Origin of the sequence: Desulfatibacillum alkenivorans DSM 16219 (assembly GCF_900142135.1) — a bacterium.
GTDB classification, from domain to species: Bacteria; Desulfobacterota; Desulfobacteria; order Desulfobacterales; family Desulfatibacillaceae; genus Desulfatibacillum; species Desulfatibacillum alkenivorans.
Genome location: NZ_FQZU01000001.1, coordinates 457,486 through 476,127, shown reverse-complemented (window position 1 = coordinate 476,127; position 18,642 = coordinate 457,486). Strand labels below are relative to the sequence as shown.

The following is an 18,642-nucleotide window of genomic DNA, read 5'->3' as shown; positions in this document are numbered from 1 at the left end:
CGAACTTCGTAACCCAATCATGCCTCAAAAAGTCCGGCTCGCAAGGTCTCAAACGTCAAACGTAGATTTGACCCCATGAATGCACAATCATGCCTCAAAAAGTCCGGCTCGCAAGGTCTCAAACGTCAAACGTAGATTTGACCCCATGAATGCACGTCAAACGTAGATTTGACCCCATGAATGCATTACTTTTCCAGCACCCTGGTCTTAATCCGCTTCACATGCCCGCGGCCCAGGCCCTTGACCTCGCAGCCAAGCTCAAAATACCGGGCGATCTTGTCGTCGTCGAGCATGCCGAAGCAATCCACAACCACCGTGGGGCCCCCGACCATCTCCACCACTTGGTCAGGCGTCAGTTCCATGTATGCCTGATGACGCACGGCCAGGACCACGGCGTCGGCGCCCTTGAGGGCCTCCTGGAGATCCTTGTGCATGCGCAGGTCCTTGACCTCTTCCTGGTTGCGGAAAAAGCGAGCGCGTGAATGGCCGGGGGCCGGATAGGTGTCCTGCTTTTCCAGCTCCCACCAATGGGTAACGTAGGGATCGTGGATGACCATGTCCCCGCCCATTTCAGCCAGCTTGCGCACCACGATTTCGGACCCGCTGTACCGGGTGTCGCCCACGTCTTCGCGGTACGAGGCGCCCAATACCACAATGCGGGAGGCGGCCACGATCTTGCCTACGTTCCTTAGGCCGTCGCGCACCAGCCTTGCCACACGCAAGGAGCGGGTGTCGTTGATGTCAATGGCCATGGGCGTGATTTTGAAGATGTCGTCCTCGAAGCCCATGAGCGTATGATAAGCCCACACGCCCAGACCGCCGTCCTTGGGCAGGCAGTATCCGCCGATGCCCGGGCCGGGAAAGATCAGGTTGTTATGGGTCGGGCGCACCTTGATGGCATTAATGACCTTGATGAGGTCCACGCCGTTGCGCTCCGCAAACACGCTCCACTCGTCCAGGAAAGCCAGGATGGTGGCCCGGAAAGAGTTTTCCACGATCTTGCAGGTTTCGCTTTCAATGGGCCTGTCCAGAACGGTCAGGGGAAATTTATCCACGTTGAGCACGTCGGACAGGAAGGCTTCCACCTTGGCCCGGGCCGTGTCGTTCACGCCGCTGCACACCCGCCAGAAATCGCGAATGGAGGCCACGTAATCGCGGCCGGGCATGACCCGTTCAAAGGAATGGGCCAGTTGGGGTTCGGCGTCTTTGAGGCCGCGCTTCTCAAAGGCCTTTTTCATGATGGGATAGGCCACGTGCTCGGTGGTTCCGGGAGGCACGGTGGTTTCGATCAAAACCATGCAGTCGGGGGAAACCTTTTCGCCGATGATAGCCAAACTGGCTTCCAGGGCGGCGATGTCGGCCTTGCCGTTCCGGCAGTCGCCGAAGGACTCTTTGTCGTAATCGCACTGAACGTCCACCACCACCACGTCGGCCAGGGTCAGGGCGTCGTAGGTGTAGGTGGCGATGAGGGTTTTCTTTTCCTTGACGCAGCGTTCGATGAGCGGAGCCACTTCCGGGTCTTCCGCCTCAACCGGGGCCACGCCGCGATTCAGGTAAGGGATTTTCCAATAAGAGCGGACTGAAGGGCGCTGCATGCCGATGACGAACTTGTTGGGTTCGCCGTTTTTTTTGTCGGTGCTGTCGGCCACGACTCCGGCCATGACGGCGCCGACGAAGCCCACGCCCATAACCACTACGATTTCACGGCCCATTTCCCTTTGGGCCTTTACCAATTCCTGCAGTCTGACGAATTCCTTCTCGTACTCCGCCTCTGTGGGCAGGGGAAAGACTTCGCCCGCCGGGCACACGGAAACATTGGCCTCATTCATTTCTTTTGCCTGTGCTTGGGTGTCTGGCATTTCCTTTTCCTTGCGATTACGGCTTGTAAGCCGCTTTGTTTTTCAGTTTATAACTGGGGTTGACGAACGGGGAGCGTGATCAGACTTTGTAATACTCCCGGTACCAATTTATGAAGTTTCGAACGCCGTCCTCCACCGAGGTGCGAGGCCAGTATCCCGCGTCCCTGGCGAGATCGTCGATATCCGCGTAGGTTGCGGGAACATCCCCGGCCTGCATGGGCATCATGTTTTTTTCCGCCTTCATGCCCAGGGCGTTCTCGATCAACTCGATGAATTTCAGCAGCTTGACCGGCTGGTTATTGCCGATGTTGTACAGCCTGTACGGCGTGTAGCTAGTGGCCGGATCCGGATCGTCTCCCATCCAATCCGGGTCGGGATCGGGGATGTTGTCCAACACTTTGGCCACCCCCTGGATGATGTCGTCTATATAGGTGAAATCCCGCTGCATTTCGCCGTTGTTAAACACATTGATGGGCTTGCCCTCCAGAATGGCCTTGGTAAAAAGAAATAAAGCCATGTCGGGCCGTCCCCAAGGTCCGTACACGGTGAAAAACCGGAGCCCCGTTACAGGCAGGCCGTACAGGTGGGAGTATGCGTGAGCCATGAGTTCGTTGGCCTTTTTGGAAGCGGCGTACAGGGAAACCGGGTGGTCCACGTTCTGGTGCACGGAAAAGGGCATGTCCGTGTTGGCGCCGTAGACGGAGGAGGAGGACGCAAATACCAGGTGCGCGACCTTGGTATGGCGGCAGCCTTCCAGGATATTGGTGAAGCCGACCAGATTGCTGTCCACATAGGAGTGGGGATTTTTCAGGGAGTATCTCACCCCGGCCTGCGCGGCCAGGTTGGTGACCTTTTCAAACCCGTATTTTTCAAAAAGAGCGGGCATGAATTCCCGGTCCGCCATTTCTCCTTTTTCAAAGATAAATTTGTCGTAATCCTGGAGAATTTTCAGGCGGTCCATCTTCAGTTGGGGGTCGTAATAATCGTTGAGATTATCCAGGCCCACAACCGTCTCGCCCTGTTCCAAAAGCTGTTTGCTTAAATGAAAACCAATAAATCCGGCAGCGCCGGTAATTAGTTGCGTCATGGACTATTCCGTTCAAGAAAGCCGAGGCTTTCTTCTATAATATGTTTTAGGATCCAAACCGGTTAGCGGATGTACCCGGTCCGTTCCAGATACAAGAGGACCTCCTGGGCGGCTTCCTCAGGAGTCATATCCGTTGTATCCAAAGTCACTTCCGGGCGTTCGGGCTCCTCGTAAGGGTCGTCGATCCCGGTAAAGTCCTTGATCAAACCAGACCTTGCCTTGGAATACAAGCCCTTAGGGTCTCTTTTTTCGCAAACGGTCAAAGGAGTGGCCACATGGATTTCTATAAATCCGCCGTGGGTTTCAATATTCCTGCGAATTTGCCTGCGAGTGGCCCCGTAAGGCGCAATGGGGGCGCAAATGGCGATTCCCCGGTTTTTTGTGATTTCGCTGGCCACAAAACCAATGCGCCGCACGTTGATGTCCCGATGCTCCTTGGAAAAGCCCAGCTCGCTGGATAGATTCTTTCGCACGATATCCCCGTCCAAAAAGGTGACGGGGCGGCCGCCCATCTCCTGCAAGCGGGCGCAAACAAGGCCGGCTATGGTGGATTTTCCGGCGCCGGAGAGGCCGGTGCAAAAGATAGTGAAACCCTGGACGGACTTGGGCGGATAGGATCGTTCCATCTCCTTGGCCACTTCGGGGAATGTGAACCATTCAGGGGCTTTTTTGCCGTCCTGAATCCGCTTGATAAACTCTTCCTCCGTCATGGACCGGATTTTTCGGCCGTTGGCCTCTTTTTTAGGCACATAAGCTCCGTCCTCTTCCACGTAGACCAAATCTTCGAATTGCAAGACGGACAGATTCAACTCTCCGGCGTAGGAGGCGGCCAGGCTGAATGCGGCGTCCGGATCGTAAAACGCGGTGCAGGACTCGCCGGCTTCCGGGCCGGCGTGGCACGGCGCCACAATAAAGTGGGTGCATCCGTAATTTTTACGGATTATTGCGTGAAGCAGCGCTTCCCGGGGGCCGGCGTAACGCATGGTGTAGGGAAGCAGGCTGAGGGTGATCATGGAGCCTGGTGAGTATTTTTGGCAAGCCGCCAAATAACATCGAACCCGGGTGTATGTGTCCATATCGCCGGGGCGGATTCTGCCGATGACCGGGTGCAGCAGCAAATTGGCCCGGGCGTGGGCCATGGCCCGGATGGTTTGCTCGTAGTCAGGCCGGTGCAGCACTTTTTCCGTGTGAAAGGCGACTACGCTGCGCCACCCCAATTTTTTGAACAAGGTGCGGATTTCCTGGGGCGTGTGGCGAAGCCTGCGGAATCCAAAACGCAGCGGCAGGGTGAGAACCTCCACGTCCCCGCCTATAAAGTGGCTTCCCATGGTGTTAAACATGCGATCCACGCCCGGGTGAGCCGGATCCGCCGTTCCGAACACGCCTTGCGCATAGGCCTGGCGATCCACAGGCCATATGTCTTTAATGTGCATGACCGCGGGCATGAAGCCCTCGGCGTCGCGCAAAGCAACGGTTTGGCCCACGGAAAGATTGGCGGCCGCATCCTCCTGCACGTCCAGGCAAATGGGGATGGGCCAGAGCAGGCCGTCCGACAACCGCATGGTTTCCAGAACCTGCCGGCAATCGTTTTTACACATGAAGCCCGTCAACGGGGAGTATGCGCCGTTGGCCAAAAGCTCCAGGTCCGAAAGCTGCGGGTCCGTAAGGACCACGCTTTCCATATCCAGAGAAAGCTCGCGCAGTTCCTCCGCCCGGCTTTCCGAAACAATCAGGTCAACCAGTTCCCCGCCATGGGGCGCTCCGATCAGGGGATTGCTCATCTTGTCCGCCCATTCATCCGGTAATGGGTAAGCGCGGGCTTACCAATAGGAAATACATTGAAGCCGATGTCATGCAGCGCCTGATGATCCAGAATGTTCCTGCCGTCAAACACAAAAGCGGGTTTGGTCATGCTGTTGTATATTTTAGTGTAATCCAATTCTTTATAAAGATTCCACTCGGTGAGAACCGCCAGGGCGTCGCAGTCTGCGGCCGCTTCGTAGGGGTCTTCCACGTAGCTTACCGCGTCTCCCAAATCTTTGAGGTCAATTTTGGCGTTGTCCAAAGCCTGGGGGTCGGAAACCACAACCCGGCAATGCTCCTCGGCGAGGCGCTGGGCGATGTAGATGCCCGGGGTTTCGCGGGTGTCGCCGGTGTCGGCCTTGAATGCAAAGCCAAGGAGGCAGATCCTCTTGCCGGCCAGGGTGTCGAACATGGTGTGAAGCATGTTCAGGACAAAGCGTTCCTTCTGGTACTCGTTGATCTTGACCACCTGCTCCCAGTAATCCGCCACTTCCTGGAGGCCGTAGCTGCGGCACAGATACACCAGGTTCAGGATGTCCTTTTTAAAGCAGGAGCCTCCGAATCCCACGCTGGACTTGAGGAACTTGTCGCCGATCCTGCCGTCCTTGCCAACGGCGTAAGCCACCCGGCTGACGTCGGCGCCGGTTTTTTCGCATAAAGCGGAAATGGCGTTGATGGACGAAATTCGCTGGGCCAGAAAGGCGTTGGCCACCAGTTTGGAGAGCTCGCTGCTCCAGGTGTCGGAGGTGACGATATTTTCCTTGGGCACCCAGTTGGCGTAAATGGAGACCAGTTCATCCCGGGCTTTCAGGCCTTCTTCCGTGAGCCGGGAGCCGATCAACACCCGGTCCGGGCATTTTAAATCTTCAATGGCCGTGCCCTCGGCCAGAAACTCGGGATTGGAAAGCACCTGGAACTTGCCTGATCCGTCGGTTCCCAGGATGCGTTCCATGGCCTGGGCCGTGCGCACGGGCACGGTGCTTTTTTCCACGATGATCTTGGGGGATTTGGAGCACTCCAGGATCTGGCGGGCGGTTTTTTCCCAATATTGAAGGTCGGCCGCCATGCCTGCGCCCTCGCCGAAGGTTTTCGTCGGGGTGTTGACGCTGACGAAAATGATGTCCGCTTCTTCAATGCCTTCCTGGATGTCCGTGGAAAAAAACAGGTTCCTTCCCCGGGCTTCAAAAACCACTTCTTCCAGGCCCGGCTCGTAAATGGGCAGTTCCTGGGAATTCCAGGCGTCGATGCGGTCCGGGTTGATATCCACCACATGCACTTTGTACTGGGGGCACTTGAGGGCGATCATCGCCATGGTGGGGCCGCCGACATAGCCGGCTCCGATGCACAAAATCTTCTTTTCAAAATCCGTCATAAACTCTTAGTCCCAAATAGCTTGTCCTTGGTTACGGCTCCAAAAATGAACACAGCCCCCCAGCGTGCGTCATTCAATCCCTGGAGCACAGGGCGATATAGGCCTCCACTTCGCCGGAGGCCTGTTCGTTCAGTTCTTCAAATTGCAAGCCGCGGCGCCGGACCCCAAGGCCTGAAAAGGTCAGGCCGTCGTGTGCGGCCAGATTGTCCCGCACGGTCTGGCAGGGAATTTGACGCACAAAAAGGCCGCCGCCGGCCATAAAAAGATCCACGCTCTCCCCGCCGTGCCAGGGGACTGGGGCGTCCACGTCTTCCAGGTATTCAAAAGACAGGCCGCCTTTGCTGATATCCCGTATGCGTCCGACAGTTGTTGACTCCGCACGGAGAGCGGCGAAACAACTGTCCGGGGTTTTGTGACGCCTGTGGCGCCTGCGTTCCTTCCCGCTCATTAGGATGCCTCCTGTGACTCCGAAATTATGTGTAAAGATAAGCCTTATCCTTATCAGGTGCATAACTGGGAATCAAGGGGATTTATCCTGCTATATGCCGGAAAGTTCTTCGGCTTCCAATATCCTCATATTATTATTCTTCAGGAGTTCAATGGCGTCTTCCATGCGGTCGAAGCGGAAAATCATGACCGCATTGCCTCCGGGAGGATTTGCATAAGCGTACATGTATTCGATGTTAACGCCGGCGCCGTTCAACAGGTCCAGAACAGCCAGCAGGCCGCCGGGTTGGTCCATCACTTCCACGGCCGCCACCGAGGTGCGGCGCACCGTAAAACCGTTGTCCTTAAGCACGTCCCGGGCGCGGGACGTATGATTGACAATTAAACGCAACACGCCGAAGTCGGATGTATCGGCCAGGGACAAGGCCCTGATGTTTACGTCGGAATCCGATAGAATTCTGGCTACTTCCGCTAATCTGCCCGCCTTATTTTCAATAAAGATGGAAATCTGTTCAGCCTGCATAAAAAACCTCCTGTGGCCGGATCATTCATAACCGATTTTTCTTCAGGGCGCCACTTCCCGTCTTCCGGGCTCAGCGCACTCCACTTCGCCTTCCGCCAAACGCACGCGGGCGGTAATGCCAAGCTCCTGAATCAGGGCGTTTTCCACGTTATCCACCACTTTCTCCAACTCCTTGATTTCGTCGGAAAAAATGGTTTCGTCCATACCCAGCCAAACCTCCAGCCCCACCCTGTCGCCTTTTTTGCCCGCCAGCAGACGGCAGCAGGTCGGGGTAAAGCCCAAGGCCTTGCTGATGTGGGCCATCACTTGTGCATGATGCACTTTTACGCCCTTAATGACAACAATATTGTCCGTGCGCTCCTGATGCCAGTTAATCCGGCACAGGGTGCGGCCGCAGGAGCATGGCTCCTGGATATACGAAACCCGGTCCCCGGTGCGGAAGCGAATCAGGGGAAAAGCCCGTGTGGTAAGGGTTGTGAGGACCAATTCGCCTTCCTCTCCGGGAGCGGCGGGCTCTCCGGTGGAGGGGTTGATGATTTCGGGATAAAAATGATCTTCGCTCACGTGAAGGCCCTCATGGGCCTTGCATTCAAAGGCGATGGCCGGTCCCGGAACTTCGGACAGGCCGTAATGCACCCAGGTGTCCACGTGGAGTTTGCCGGCGATGACCTTTCTGTCTTCCAGGGTTATGGGCTCGCCCGCGAAAATCAGGGTTTTCAAGGCCAGTTCGTTGGGATTGATGCCCTTGGCGTACAGCCCCTGGCACAATTCCTCGGCCGAGGAGGGCGTGGTCACCACCACGGAGGTTTTGTAATCCTTCAAAACCATCTGCTGCTTTTCCAGAGGAAGGGCGGTCAGCGGAATCACGCTGGCCTCCAGTTCCTCGGCGCCGTCCTTGTATCCCCTGCCCCAGGAGGCCAGGCCGGGATCCAGAAAAATCTGCATGATGTCGTTGGCGTTGACTCCGGCCGCCGCCAGGGCGCGGGCCACCAGGCCTCTCCAAAGGTCCAGGTCCTGGGCCGTATATCCCGAAACCGAAGGCGCCTGGCCTTCGCCGGGAGCGGTGTGAATGCGCACAATGTCGCGAAGCGGCACGGCGAACAGCCCGTAAGGATAGTTTTCGGCCAAATGCCTGCGCTCGGTGAAAGGGAGCTTGGCCAGATCCTCCAGGCCGCCAACGTCCAGAGGGTCTATATTCTTTTCCTTAAACGCCGCCTGGTAAAAAGGAACGCTGCGGTAGGCGCGATTAAGGGTTTCCTGCAAACGCTCCAATTGATGTTGGGATCTTTGCTGTGAATCCGGATTCTCAGGAAAACCAGGGACGGCCATATTATCCTCTCCCTTCGTAAAACTTGGAATAATCTTTTCCCAAATACGCCCGCTTGACCTCTTTATCCTCCAATAACTGGGAGGCTTCTCCGGCCAGGACCATGCGGCCGGTTTCCAACACATAGCCGCGATCCGCAATTTCCAGGGCGGCCTGGGCGTTTTGCTCGACAATCAGAATGGTCAGGCCCGTCTTTCTCAATTCGGTGAGGGTGTCGAATATTTTGCGAACCACCAGGGGCGCCAGGCCCATGGAAGGCTCGTCCAGAAGCAAAAGCCTGGGGTTGGCCATAAGCGCCCTGCCCACGGCCAGCATCTGCTGCTCGCCGCCGGACAGGGTGCCCGCGTTTTGCCTGGCCCGCTCCCGCAGGACGGGAAAAAGGTCCAGCATCTTTTCCAGGTCCTGCTGAACGCCTGCATGGTCCTTTTGGCGGGAACGCAAATAAGCCCCCAATTTCAGGTTGTCCAGCACCGACAGAGGCGGAAAGATGAGCCTTCCCTCCGGAACCATGGAGACGCCCCGGGCCACGATGGCCGGCGGTTTGAGGCCCGTCAGGGATTTTCCGTCAAACTGGATCTCCCCTTCCCAGGAGGGCAACAGGCCGCAAACGGCCTGGAGCAGGGTGCTTTTTCCCGCTCCATTGGCGCCGATCAGGGCCACCAATTCCCCCTGGGAGACCGAAAGGCTTACCCCGGACAAGGCCCGTATGCCCCCATAATAGCATTTGAGATTTCTAATTTGAAGCATTTTGCCTCCAGCCCCAGATGGGCCGTATTATTGCCGGGCGGGTGACGCCCGGTTTTATATCCATCATTTTGTTGGGCGAACCTGCGCGTGATCATAAATGGATCATATTTGCCATTGAAAGAAGGATAAATGCCTTCCTAAGCAAATGTCCTCTTGCGCAGAACCACCCAACGGATTTGCTTGGCGCCATATAGGTTGGGTTGAGCCTGCGAAACCCAAACAAAATGATCCCTTGCCGCTTCTATTTCAAGCAATTTGGTCCCATGAACCCTTTCATGTTGGGTTTGAAGTCCAATAGCATTATTGGCGCCTTGTAACGGCATAGCCGGACTTCGCAACCCAACCTACAGCTTTGCTTGTTGCGACGTAGGTTGGGTTGAGCCTGCGAAACCCAACAAAAATCACCCATCAGCTCCCTAAAAGCCCGCCTTGCCGGGTCTCAAACGTCAAACGTAGATTTGACCCCATTCCCTAGGTCCCCAGATAGGCGGCGATGACCTTTTCGTCCGCCTGGACTTCCCGGGGCGCGCCTTCGGACAGCTTGGCGCCCTGGTCCAATACCACAATGCGGTCCGAAATTTCCATGGTCAGGCTCATGTCGTGCTCCACCAGAAGCAGGGTCACGCCAAGGTCCCTGATCTGGCGCATGAGATCCCCCAACTGGCCGGTTTCGTTGGCGTTCAACCCGGCAGCCGGTTCGTCCAAGAGCAGGAGTTGGGGCTCGGAAGCCAAAGCCCGGGCGATTTCCACGGAGCGCTGCCATCCGAATGCCAGGTCTCCGGCCCTGCTGTCCGCCGCATGGTCCAGCCCCACGAATTTCAGCCAATGCATGGCTTTTTCGCGGATTTCCGCTTCTTCGCGCCTGGATTTGGGCAGTCTGGCGATGGCGCCCAAAAAGCCTGTTTTGGTGCGCACGTGCTGGCCCACCATGACGTTTTCCAGGACGGTCATTCCGGTGAACAATTCCACGTTCTGAAAGGTTCGGGCTATGCCCATGGACACCCTCTGGAAGTTTTTCCGTTTGGCGGCGTCCTGGCCCTGAAAATAAATGTGGCCCGAATCCAGGGGGAATACCCCGGTAATCAGGTTGAAAAGCGTGGTCTTGCCGGCGCCGTTGGGGCCGATAAGCGCCTGGATCGCGCCTTTTTGCACTTCAAAAGACACGTCCCGGACCGCTTTGACGCCCCCAAAGGATATGGAAGCGTTCTCAATCCTTAGCAGGCTGTTTTCGTTCGATCCGGAATTTTTCATAGATATCCAATACTCCCCGGGTAAGTCCCTGGGGCAGAAAAATCATCACGCCCATGAGGATGCCCCCGTAAATTACCATTTCATAATCGGAAAACGCGTGCAGCCATTCAGGCAGCATGGTCAGCAGGGTCGAGCCCAGCAAGGCGCCCCAGATGCTCGCCATGCCGCCGATGACCACCATGGCCACCAACTTGACGGAAACCAGAAAGTTAAAGCTGCCGGGGCTGATGAACATGACCAGATGGGCGTACAAAAAACCGGCCAATGCGGCGATTATGGCGCTGAACACAAAGACCTGCAGCTTGGCTTTGGCCGTATCCACACCGACTGCGGAGGCCGCCTGCTCGCTGAAGTGAATGGCCCGCAAGGCTCGTCCCACGCGGGAGTTCACCAGGCGGTCGCAAATAAAGAAGGTTATGAGCACGCAGCCCCACACCACCCACAGATAATTGCGGCCGGTGGAAAGGTCTATCCCCCACAGGCTGAGGGAGGGGATGCCCACGAGTCCGTTGGGGCCGCCGGTGATGCTTCCCCACTCCCGGAAAAGGACATGCATGATCATGCCGAACCCAAGGGTTCCCATGCCCAGGTAGTAGCCCGAAAGTTTTAAGGTCGGCTTGCCCACGATGTAGGCGATGATTCCGGACGCGGCCAGGGCGCATGGCAGGGATGCCCAGGGGGACCACCCCAGGTGCACGGTGAGGGCGCCCGTGGTATAGGCTCCGATGCCGTAAAATGCCGCGTGCCCCAGGGAAATCTGCCCGGCGTAGCCCATGAGCATGTTCAGCCCCACGGCGAGCAGGGTGAATATGCCGATGAACGTGAGCTGCTGTTGATAAAAATAATTGTCCAGGAAAAGCCCGGCGAAAAAAATCACGCCTGCAAAGACGAAGAAGGCCAAGCCTTTTTTCCAAGATTGTTTCATGGCGTCAAACCAGTTTTCATTCATTCCGGCCTTCGCAGCCGCGGGCGCATCAGAACCGATGGCTGGACTTTGCTCCCAGGATGCCCGTGGGCCGGATGTACAGGATGAGTAATAAAAGTAAAAAGGCGATGGCGTCTTTCAGGCCCGAAGACACAAACCCCACCCCCAAGGCTTCGGCTATGCCCAAAAGCAGGCCGCCGATCAAAGCGCCCCACAGGCTTCCCAAGCCGCCCAGCATGGCGGCGCAAAAGCCTTTCAGGCCCAGCATGGAGCCCATGTCGTAAGTGGCCATGGTGATGGGCGCAATCATAACGCCGGCCACGGCGCCCAGGCCGGTGGCCAGGGCGAAAGCCATCAGGGTCATGCGTTCCGTGCCGATTCCCAGCAGGGAGGCAGCCTTTTTATTGATGGCGCAGGCGCTCATGGCCTTGCCGGTCAGGGTCTTTTTATAGAAAAAGGTCAGAGCCGCCACCAGAATTGTGACTGTAATGACGATAAACAGGCTTTGGGGCAGCAAGTAGGCGCCGGCGATTTCAATGGAATCCAGCTTGAAAAAGGAGGGAATGGCCAGGGGGTCCCTGCCCCACCCCACCATGCCGAGTCCCCGCAGGAAAATCGAGGCGCCCACGGTGATGATCACCAAGACAATGGGGTCGGGCTTGCTCACCGTGCGAATGGCCAGCCGCTCAAAGATGATTCCCGCCAGCCCTACGGCCAGCACCACAAGCACAAAGGCCAAAGGCAGGGGCAGGCCCAGGTTCAGCCACAGGGTGACCAGCAGCAAAGCCCCGAGCATGACGAACTCGCCCTGGGCGAAGTTAATCAGGTCCGTGGCGCTGTACAAGGTGGAAAAGCCCAGAGCAATAACGGCGTATATAGCGCCGTTCGTGATGCCTCCGAACAGATACTGTAAGAGTTCCTGCATCATGGCGGATTGTCCAAATATACTGAAAATATTTTGATTATAATTTAGAGGGGAGGCCGCAGCATGGGCGAGCCTCCCCTTGGGGTGCTACCATATTTCACGATGGAATGCACTGAAAAAATCCCCCCGTCTCCGGGGGGATTATTCCGGCATGGTTAATTATTTCATAACCTTCCAGGTTCCATCGGCGATCTCCACCATGAGGAAGGAGTCGGCGCCCAGGCCGTTGTGCTCCGTGGGGGAGAAGTTGAACGTGCCGGTTACGCCGATGTAACCCTGAATGGCTTCGATGTTGTCGCGGATTTTGGCTTTGTCGCCGTTGGTTCCCTTAAGGGCGATTTCCAGAATCTTCATGGCGTCGTAGGCGTATCCCCCGAAGCCGGAAACGCCGGCATTGTAAGCGTTTTTGTAATCGCTGATGTATTTGTCCAGAGCGGCTTTCTGATGGTAGTCAGCGGCCAGGGTGTCGGCGATGAGCACGGCGCCCGTAGGCAGCATGATGCCCTCGCAGGCGTCTCCGGCAATGTCAATGAACTTGGGGGAAGCCACGCCGTGGCTCATGAACAGGGGAAAGTCCAGCTTGAGCTGCTGGGCGTTCTTGGCGACGACCGCGGGTCCGGGGTTGGTTCCCCAGCAGACCAGAGCGTCGGGGGCGGCCTTGCGGGCCTTGGTGAGCTGGGCGGTCATGTCGGTGTCTTTTCCGCCGTAGCTTTCATCGCTGACCACTTCCAGGCCGAACTTGGCGGCCTGCTCGCGCAGTTGCACGGCGCCGCTGGCGCCAAACCCGTTATCCACGCACAGGATAGCGATTTTTTTCATGCCCTGCTCTTTCATGTAGGCATAGATGGTCGCCACGGCCTGGATGTCGCTCTGAGCGGTTTTGAACACGTAAGGCTGGATGGGGTTGACGATCCCGTTGCCAGCGGCGCAGCTGATCAAAGGCAGCCGGGCGCGCACGCACAGGGGAATCACCGCCATGGTGGTGGGGGTGGTGCTGGGGCCGACGATGGCCAGGACCCTGTCCTTGTTGATCAGCTTGTTGGCGAAGTTGACCGCTTCGGTGGGATCGCCCTTGGTGTCGTAGATCACGGCTTCCAGCATGTGGCCGTCAATGCCGCCGGCGGCGTTGATCTGGTCCACCACCATCTGCATGCTCATTTTTTCAGGGGCGCCCAAAAAGGAAGCTCCGCCTGTCACGGAAAAGATGCCGCCGATCTTGTATGTGTCTTTCGCAAAAGCTCCAGGCGCAAATACCAAGCCCGCCAATACAATGCAAACTGCCAATGTCGCCAATGTTTTCATCTTTCCTGCTTTCATGCCGCCTCCTTGTTGGGTCGTTTGGGTTAACTGCTTATGGGTTAACTACATGGTGTACAACTCATCTCCTTTGATCACTGCAAAACCTTCCGAAGTCAGCGCTTCCACGGCGCTGTCGGTGTTGTCGAACCGGAAAATCATGACCGCGTTGTCGTGCCTTTGGCGCACGAACGCGTACATGTATTCCACGTTGATCTGCTTGGAATCCAAAAACTCCAGGATGCTCATCAGGCCGCCTGGCTTGTCCGAAACTTCCACGGCGACCACCCGGGTGGTGCGCACGGTGAAGCCGGCCTCTTTCAGGGCGGATTCCGCTTTGTCGTTGTTATCCACGATCAGGCGGAGAATGCCGAAGTCCGAGGTGTCGGCCAGGGAAAGGGCCCGGATATTGACGGAGGCGCCGGCCAGGGTTTTGGTGACCTCCGCCAGCCTGCCTGCTTTATTCTCGAGAAACACGGAAATTTGATCTGCAAACATAATTAGCCTCCTGGCTTAAATTTTGCGGTTGTCGATGACGCGAACGGCCTTGCCCTGGCTGCGCGCAATGGTTTTGGGCTCCACCAGCTTGACCTTGACGGACACGCCCAAAAGCTCCTTGATGTGGCCGGCGATTTCGGCCTGCAGGCTCTGGAGCTGCTTGACTTCGTCGGAGAAAAAGCCTTCGCCCACTTCCACCTTGACGGTAAGGGTGTCCATGGCGCCTTCCCGGTCCACTACCAATTGGTAATGGGGCTCCACCTGGGAGACTTCCATGAGCACGGACTCGATCTGGGAGGGGAACACGTTCACGCCCCGGATGATGAGCATGTCGTCGGTGCGGCCGCTGACGCGGTTCATGCGCACATGGGTGCGTCCGCATACGCAAGGGCTGTAGTTGAGGCTGGAGATGTCGCGGGTTCTGTAACGAATGACCGGGAAAGCCTCTTTGGTCAGGCTGGTGAAAATCAGCTCGCCGGTTTCTCCGGCGGCCACGTTCTTTTCCGTGTCCGGATTGATGATTTCAGGGATGAAATGGTCTTCCCACACGTGCAGGCCGGCTTTGGCCTCCTGGCATTCCATGGCCACGCCTGGCCCCAGAACTTCGGAGAGGCCGTAGATGTCCACCGCGGAGAGATGCAGCTTCTTCTCGATTTCCTGACGCATGGCTTCAGACCAGGGCTCGGCGCCGAAGATGCCTGCGCGGAAGTTGAAATCGGCGAAGTCCATGCCGTTTTCCACGGCGGCTTCGGCCAGATGGAGGGCGTAGGACGGGGTGCATGTGAGGATGGAAGGACGGAAATCCTTCATGATCAGCACCTGGCGTTCGGTCATGCCGCCGGAAATGGGAATGACCGAGGCGCCCAGGCATTCCGCGCCGTAATGCACGCCCAGGCCGCCGGTGAACAAACCGTAGCCGTAGGCATTGTGAATGATGTCGTCCCGGGTGGCGCCGCCGGCTTGCAGGGAACGGGCCATGAGCTCGGCCCAGGTGGAGATGTCGCGGGCCGTGTAGCCGACCACCGTGGGCTGGCCGGTGGTTCCGGAGGAAGCGTGGATGCGCACCACGTTGTCCATGGGTACGGCGAACATGCCGAAGGGGTAGTTGTCGCGAAGGTCCTGCTTGGTGGTGAAGGGCAGTTTTTGGATGTCCTCCAGCTTCTGGATATCGGCTGGCTTTATGCCCGCTTCATCGTATTTTTTCCGATAAAAAGGCACATTGTTGTAGGCTCTTTCCACTACCGCCTTGAGCCTGCGCAACTGGATGGCTTCAATAGCCTCCCTGGGAAGCGTTTCAAATTCCATGTTAAAAATCATACCCTTAGTCCTCCTTCGTCGCCCATGAAACATGGGTTTGTTAAACGTTTAAAACCCTTAAAATGCAAAAAGGCCGTGGGATTAGCTTCCCACGGCCTATAATAAACTACTACATAGCCACGGGAGGCGTGCTGTCTACCCGTGGCTGGCAATCTGTCAGTTATTGATCATGTTGCCATCTCACGAGCAGACCTGGTAAAATAAAAAAAGAAAAAAAAGATACCAGACATCTGCCGCCCGATTCGTAGCTATATGTTTTATAAATAACCATTAAGGTTAACGGTTCGATACCAGGAGCAAAAGGCTCTGTCAAGAAAAAAATGGAGGGGTGTTCCGCCGGCCTTGCCAGGATTTCCCCCTTGTGATATCGCCAAGCCATTGCGCCCATGTTTGTTTTCATTTTCTCATTGTTGATTGTGGAGGACATCATGACCGTAAAAACTTTGCTGGAAAAAGCCGCCAAGTACGAAATTGAACCATATAAAAAAGTCAGGAACCTTCCGGCAACCCACGTCCCTTATACCGGAGCGCCCCAAAAGCACTCCCTGGACTCGGAAAAATTGATTTTGATCGTGGACCCGTTTTCGTCCAATACTTTTTATTATGAGTTCGCCATGGCGGATATCGATCATGCGGAGAAGCTCCCCAGCCTGGTCAATTCGGAGGGGGAGAGCGTGACCATGGTTCGCATCTGGGTGCGCAAAGGCAGCCTGGCCGTCCGCGCCACGCCCTTTGTGGTGGAGGACACCAGGCAAAAAATGAAGGAAGCAGGCATCCCCCACGGATGGCTGATCAAAGAGGACAACGGTATATGAGCGGAAATTACGCGGCTATCATTCTGGATAATATTAACGCCCTGTACAAGAACGAAACCAGAAACGCCGAAGCGGCCATTGGGGCGGAAAGGAACGGCGACGCAATCCTGTTCAAGGCTTTTGGAGGCCAGTGCGTCATCACCCCCGAAGGCATTTCTCTGGACGGCCGGCCCCTGACCGATCCCTCCGGGGTGGTGGTCTCGCTCTATGCGCTTCACGCCGTGGAAACGCCCATGAAGGAGCAGCCCTTCAAGGCTTTCAAGGAAATGGACGACAGCATGCCCTACGCAGGGGCTTTCGCCACGCATACGGAAAACATCCTGGTCCCCAAGGTGGAGGCCATCAAAGCCAGGCTGGACGGGATTCTGGAGAAGCTGGACGGGACCGCCGGACCGGACGATATGCCGGGCGATTTTTCCATGGTGGTCCAGCCTTTGCCGAAAATCCGCCTGTGCTACATTTTTTACTTGCCGGACGATGATTTTCCTGCTTCCGTTACATGCTTGTTTTCCAACAACGCTGGAAGTCATATGCCCACGGACGGGCTGGCAGACGTGGGAGAATACACCTCCCGGACGATTTTAAACTTGCTGTAAACAGGGAGGCGCGCCTCCGGGGATTATCATCCCGAAAAATCAGGATAATACAATGCATACCAAAAGACCTGTGGTTCTGCTGATCAGGGACGGCTGGGGCATCGGAGACGGCGGGAAAGGCGACGCCGTGGCCGCCGCCAGGACGCCGCACTTCAAGCATTTGCTGGAGACCTATCCCCATTGCACCATCGACGCCTCCGGAGAGCCCGTCGGGGTTCGGGCGGGCGCCCAGGGGTCCTCGGAAGTGGGGCATTTGAACATGGGGGCCGGCAGGATCGTCATGCAGGAAATCGTCCGGGTGGACCAGATGATCCGATCCGGGGAGCTGTTTGAAACGCCCCGGGTCAAGGAGGCCCTGGAAAACTGCCAAAAAAACGACTCCGCCCTCCATCTCATGGGCCTGGTCCAGGACCAGGGCGTGCACGCGGTGCAGGATCATCTGCACGCTTTTTTGGGATGGGCCGCCGAAAACGGCCTTAAAAAGGTCTATGTGCATTTTTTCAGCGACGGCAGGGACACGCCGCCCCAAAGCGCCCTCACCTACCTGGAAAGGCTGGAGAACAAAATGGCCGAACTGGGCGTGGGCCGGGTCGCCAGCGTCATGGGCCGGTATTACGCCATGGATCGGGGCCGGAATTACGACCGCACCCAAAAAGCCTATGACGCCCTCATGCAGGGAACGGGGCTCAGGGCCAAATCCGCCAGAGAAGCCATCGAACAGGCTTACGAACGCGCCAAAACCCAACAGGGAGGCGACGTTCCGCCGGAAACCGACGAATTCATCCAGCCCACCATGATCGAGGACGATTGCGGGGAGTGCTGCGGCATGATCCGGCCCGGAGATTCGGTCATCCATACCAATTTCCGGCAGGACCGGGCCATCCAGTTGGCTCAGGCTTTTGTGGAGCCGGACTTCAAGGAGTTCGACCGGGGGCCGGTCCCGGACGTTTTTTTCGCCGGGCTTACCAGGTATTACGACGAGTTCACCCAGGCCATCATCCCGCCCATGAACATGGCCAACCTGCTTGGCAAGGTGCTGGCGGACCACGGCCTGTGGCAGCTCAGGATTTCCGAATACCAGAAGTACCGCCATGTCACCAGTTTCTTTAACGGCAAGCTGGTTGCGCCCTTTCCCAAGGAGGACAGGGTTTTGGTGGAGTCCATCAGCATTCCGGAAAACCAAAAGCCTGAAATGAGCGTGTACGAAGTCGCGGACCTGGTCCTGGAGGCCGTCACCGGCAGCATCGATTCGCTCAGGAGCAAGGCGCAGAATACGGAGAAAACCACATTGAGCGTGGAAGAAAACTCCGTGGACGGCGGGGACCGGCTAAAGAAGGGCTACGACTTCATCGCCATCAATTTCGCCAACTGCGACATGGTGGGCCACACCGGCGACTTTGACGCCGTGGTCAAGGCCGTGGAAGCCGTGGACGAATGCGTGGAAAAGGTCTGCGATGCGGTTCTGGCCGTAGACGGGATTGTGATGGTCACTGCCGACCACGGCAACGCGGAGCAGATGATCGACCCGGCCACCGGCGGAGTGCAGACCTCTCACACCACCAGCCCCGTGCATTTTTTCTGGGTCGCCAACGACGCGGATTCCTGCAGCCTGGTGGACCACGGCAAGCTGTCGGACATCGCCGTGACGATTTTGGAGCTTATGCAATTGCCTGTACCCGGGGAAATGACGGCGACAAGCCTGCTTAAGCCTTGTGAAATGGAAGAATAGGCGCTGATATAAAGGGGAGCGCCTGTTCTCCTGAGGGGATGTTTTATATGAAGCAATGGAGATTGGGTTTCCTGCGACTTGATGAGTGTGGAGCGGCGGGCGATCCCAACTCCGTTTTTTTCAAT

At 56.9% G+C, this 18,642-nt stretch carries 17 protein-coding genes; 3 read left to right on the top strand and 14 right to left on the bottom strand.

Annotation, left to right across the window (positions count from 1 at the left end):
* Window positions 1-185: 185 nt before the first annotated feature.
* The 14 genes from BUE18_RS01905 to BUE18_RS01840 form a co-directional block, all read right to left on the bottom strand.
* A complete protein-coding gene (locus BUE18_RS01905) occupies window positions 186-1,859 on the bottom strand; it encodes a nucleotide sugar dehydrogenase (protein WP_211482774.1) in 1,674 nt (557 codons plus the stop codon).
* Between the two features lie 79 nt (window positions 1,860-1,938).
* A complete protein-coding gene (locus BUE18_RS01900; RefSeq protein ID WP_073472270.1) occupies window positions 1,939-2,946 on the bottom strand; it encodes an NAD-dependent epimerase in 1,008 nt (335 codons plus the stop codon).
* 62 nt (window positions 2,947-3,008) lie between these two features.
* Window positions 3,009-4,727, bottom strand: coding sequence for a bifunctional sulfate adenylyltransferase/adenylylsulfate kinase (locus BUE18_RS01895; RefSeq protein WP_073472268.1), 1,719 nt, complete (start codon window positions 4,725-4,727; stop codon window positions 3,009-3,011).
* Complete coding sequence (locus BUE18_RS01890; RefSeq protein ID WP_073472266.1) at window positions 4,724-6,121, bottom strand: nucleotide sugar dehydrogenase; 1,398 nt, start codon at window positions 6,119-6,121, stop codon at window positions 4,724-4,726. Before BUE18_RS01890 ends, BUE18_RS01895 begins: the two co-directional genes overlap by 4 nt.
* 73 nt (window positions 6,122-6,194) lie before the next feature.
* Window positions 6,195-6,569 carry a PilZ domain-containing protein gene (locus tag BUE18_RS01885; RefSeq protein WP_073472264.1) on the bottom strand — a complete coding sequence of 125 codons (375 nt, stop codon included), beginning with the start codon at window positions 6,567-6,569 and terminating at the stop codon, window positions 6,195-6,197.
* Between the two features lie 90 nt (window positions 6,570-6,659).
* Complete coding sequence (locus BUE18_RS01880) at window positions 6,660-7,091, bottom strand: ACT domain-containing protein (protein WP_012610834.1); 432 nt, start codon at window positions 7,089-7,091, stop codon at window positions 6,660-6,662.
* Window positions 7,092-7,133: 42 nt separating this feature from the next.
* Window positions 7,134-8,420, bottom strand: a complete 1,287-nt coding sequence (locus tag BUE18_RS01875; protein WP_073472263.1) for a phenylacetate--CoA ligase family protein — start codon at window positions 8,418-8,420, stop codon at window positions 7,134-7,136.
* Between the two features lies 1 nt (window position 8,421).
* Window positions 8,422-9,165 (bottom strand): ABC transporter ATP-binding protein, encoded by a 744-nt coding sequence (locus BUE18_RS01870; protein WP_073472261.1) that lies wholly within the window; start codon window positions 9,163-9,165, stop codon window positions 8,422-8,424.
* Window positions 9,166-9,636: 471 nt separating this feature from the next.
* Window positions 9,637-10,416 carry an ABC transporter ATP-binding protein gene (locus tag BUE18_RS01865; RefSeq protein ID WP_073472259.1) on the bottom strand — a complete coding sequence of 260 codons (780 nt, stop codon included), beginning with the start codon at window positions 10,414-10,416 and terminating at the stop codon, window positions 9,637-9,639.
* Window positions 10,373-11,365: a branched-chain amino acid ABC transporter permease gene (locus tag BUE18_RS01860; protein ID WP_083610698.1), complete on the bottom strand. Its 993-nt coding sequence runs from the start codon at window positions 11,363-11,365 to the stop codon at window positions 10,373-10,375. The genes BUE18_RS01865 and BUE18_RS01860 overlap by 44 nt, the downstream gene beginning before the upstream one ends.
* 25 nt (window positions 11,366-11,390) lie before the next feature.
* Window positions 11,391-12,269 (bottom strand): branched-chain amino acid ABC transporter permease, encoded by an 879-nt coding sequence (locus tag BUE18_RS01855; RefSeq protein ID WP_244549261.1) that lies wholly within the window; start codon window positions 12,267-12,269, stop codon window positions 11,391-11,393.
* A 156-nt stretch (window positions 12,270-12,425) separates the two neighbouring features.
* On the bottom strand, window positions 12,426-13,583 hold the full coding sequence (locus tag BUE18_RS01850) for an ABC transporter substrate-binding protein (protein ID WP_139264580.1): 1,158 nt from the start codon (window positions 13,581-13,583) through the stop codon (window positions 12,426-12,428).
* Window positions 13,584-13,628: 45 nt separating this feature from the next.
* Window positions 13,629-14,060, bottom strand: coding sequence for an ACT domain-containing protein (locus BUE18_RS01845; protein ID WP_073472258.1), 432 nt, complete (start codon window positions 14,058-14,060; stop codon window positions 13,629-13,631).
* 15 nt (window positions 14,061-14,075) lie between these two features.
* Complete coding sequence (locus BUE18_RS01840; protein ID WP_073472256.1) at window positions 14,076-15,377, bottom strand: phenylacetate--CoA ligase family protein; 1,302 nt, start codon at window positions 15,375-15,377, stop codon at window positions 14,076-14,078.
* A gap of 428 nt (window positions 15,378-15,805) precedes the next feature.
* On the opposite strand from BUE18_RS01840, the gene BUE18_RS01835 reads away from it, so the two are divergent.
* From BUE18_RS01835 to gpmI, 3 genes are read left to right on the top strand one after another with little or no spacing between them, the layout of a single operon-like run.
* Window positions 15,806-16,192 carry an inorganic pyrophosphatase Ppa gene (locus BUE18_RS01835; RefSeq protein ID WP_073472350.1) on the top strand — a complete coding sequence of 129 codons (387 nt, stop codon included), beginning with the start codon at window positions 15,806-15,808 and terminating at the stop codon, window positions 16,190-16,192.
* A complete protein-coding gene (locus tag BUE18_RS01830; protein WP_073472254.1) occupies window positions 16,189-16,788 on the top strand; it encodes a DUF3786 domain-containing protein in 600 nt (199 codons plus the stop codon). The genes BUE18_RS01835 and BUE18_RS01830 overlap by 4 nt, the downstream gene beginning before the upstream one ends.
* 52 nt (window positions 16,789-16,840) lie before the next feature.
* Window positions 16,841-18,517: a 2,3-bisphosphoglycerate-independent phosphoglycerate mutase gene (gpmI, locus tag BUE18_RS01825; RefSeq protein WP_073472252.1), complete on the top strand. Its 1,677-nt coding sequence runs from the start codon at window positions 16,841-16,843 to the stop codon at window positions 18,515-18,517.
* Window positions 18,518-18,642: the final 125 nt, after the last annotated feature.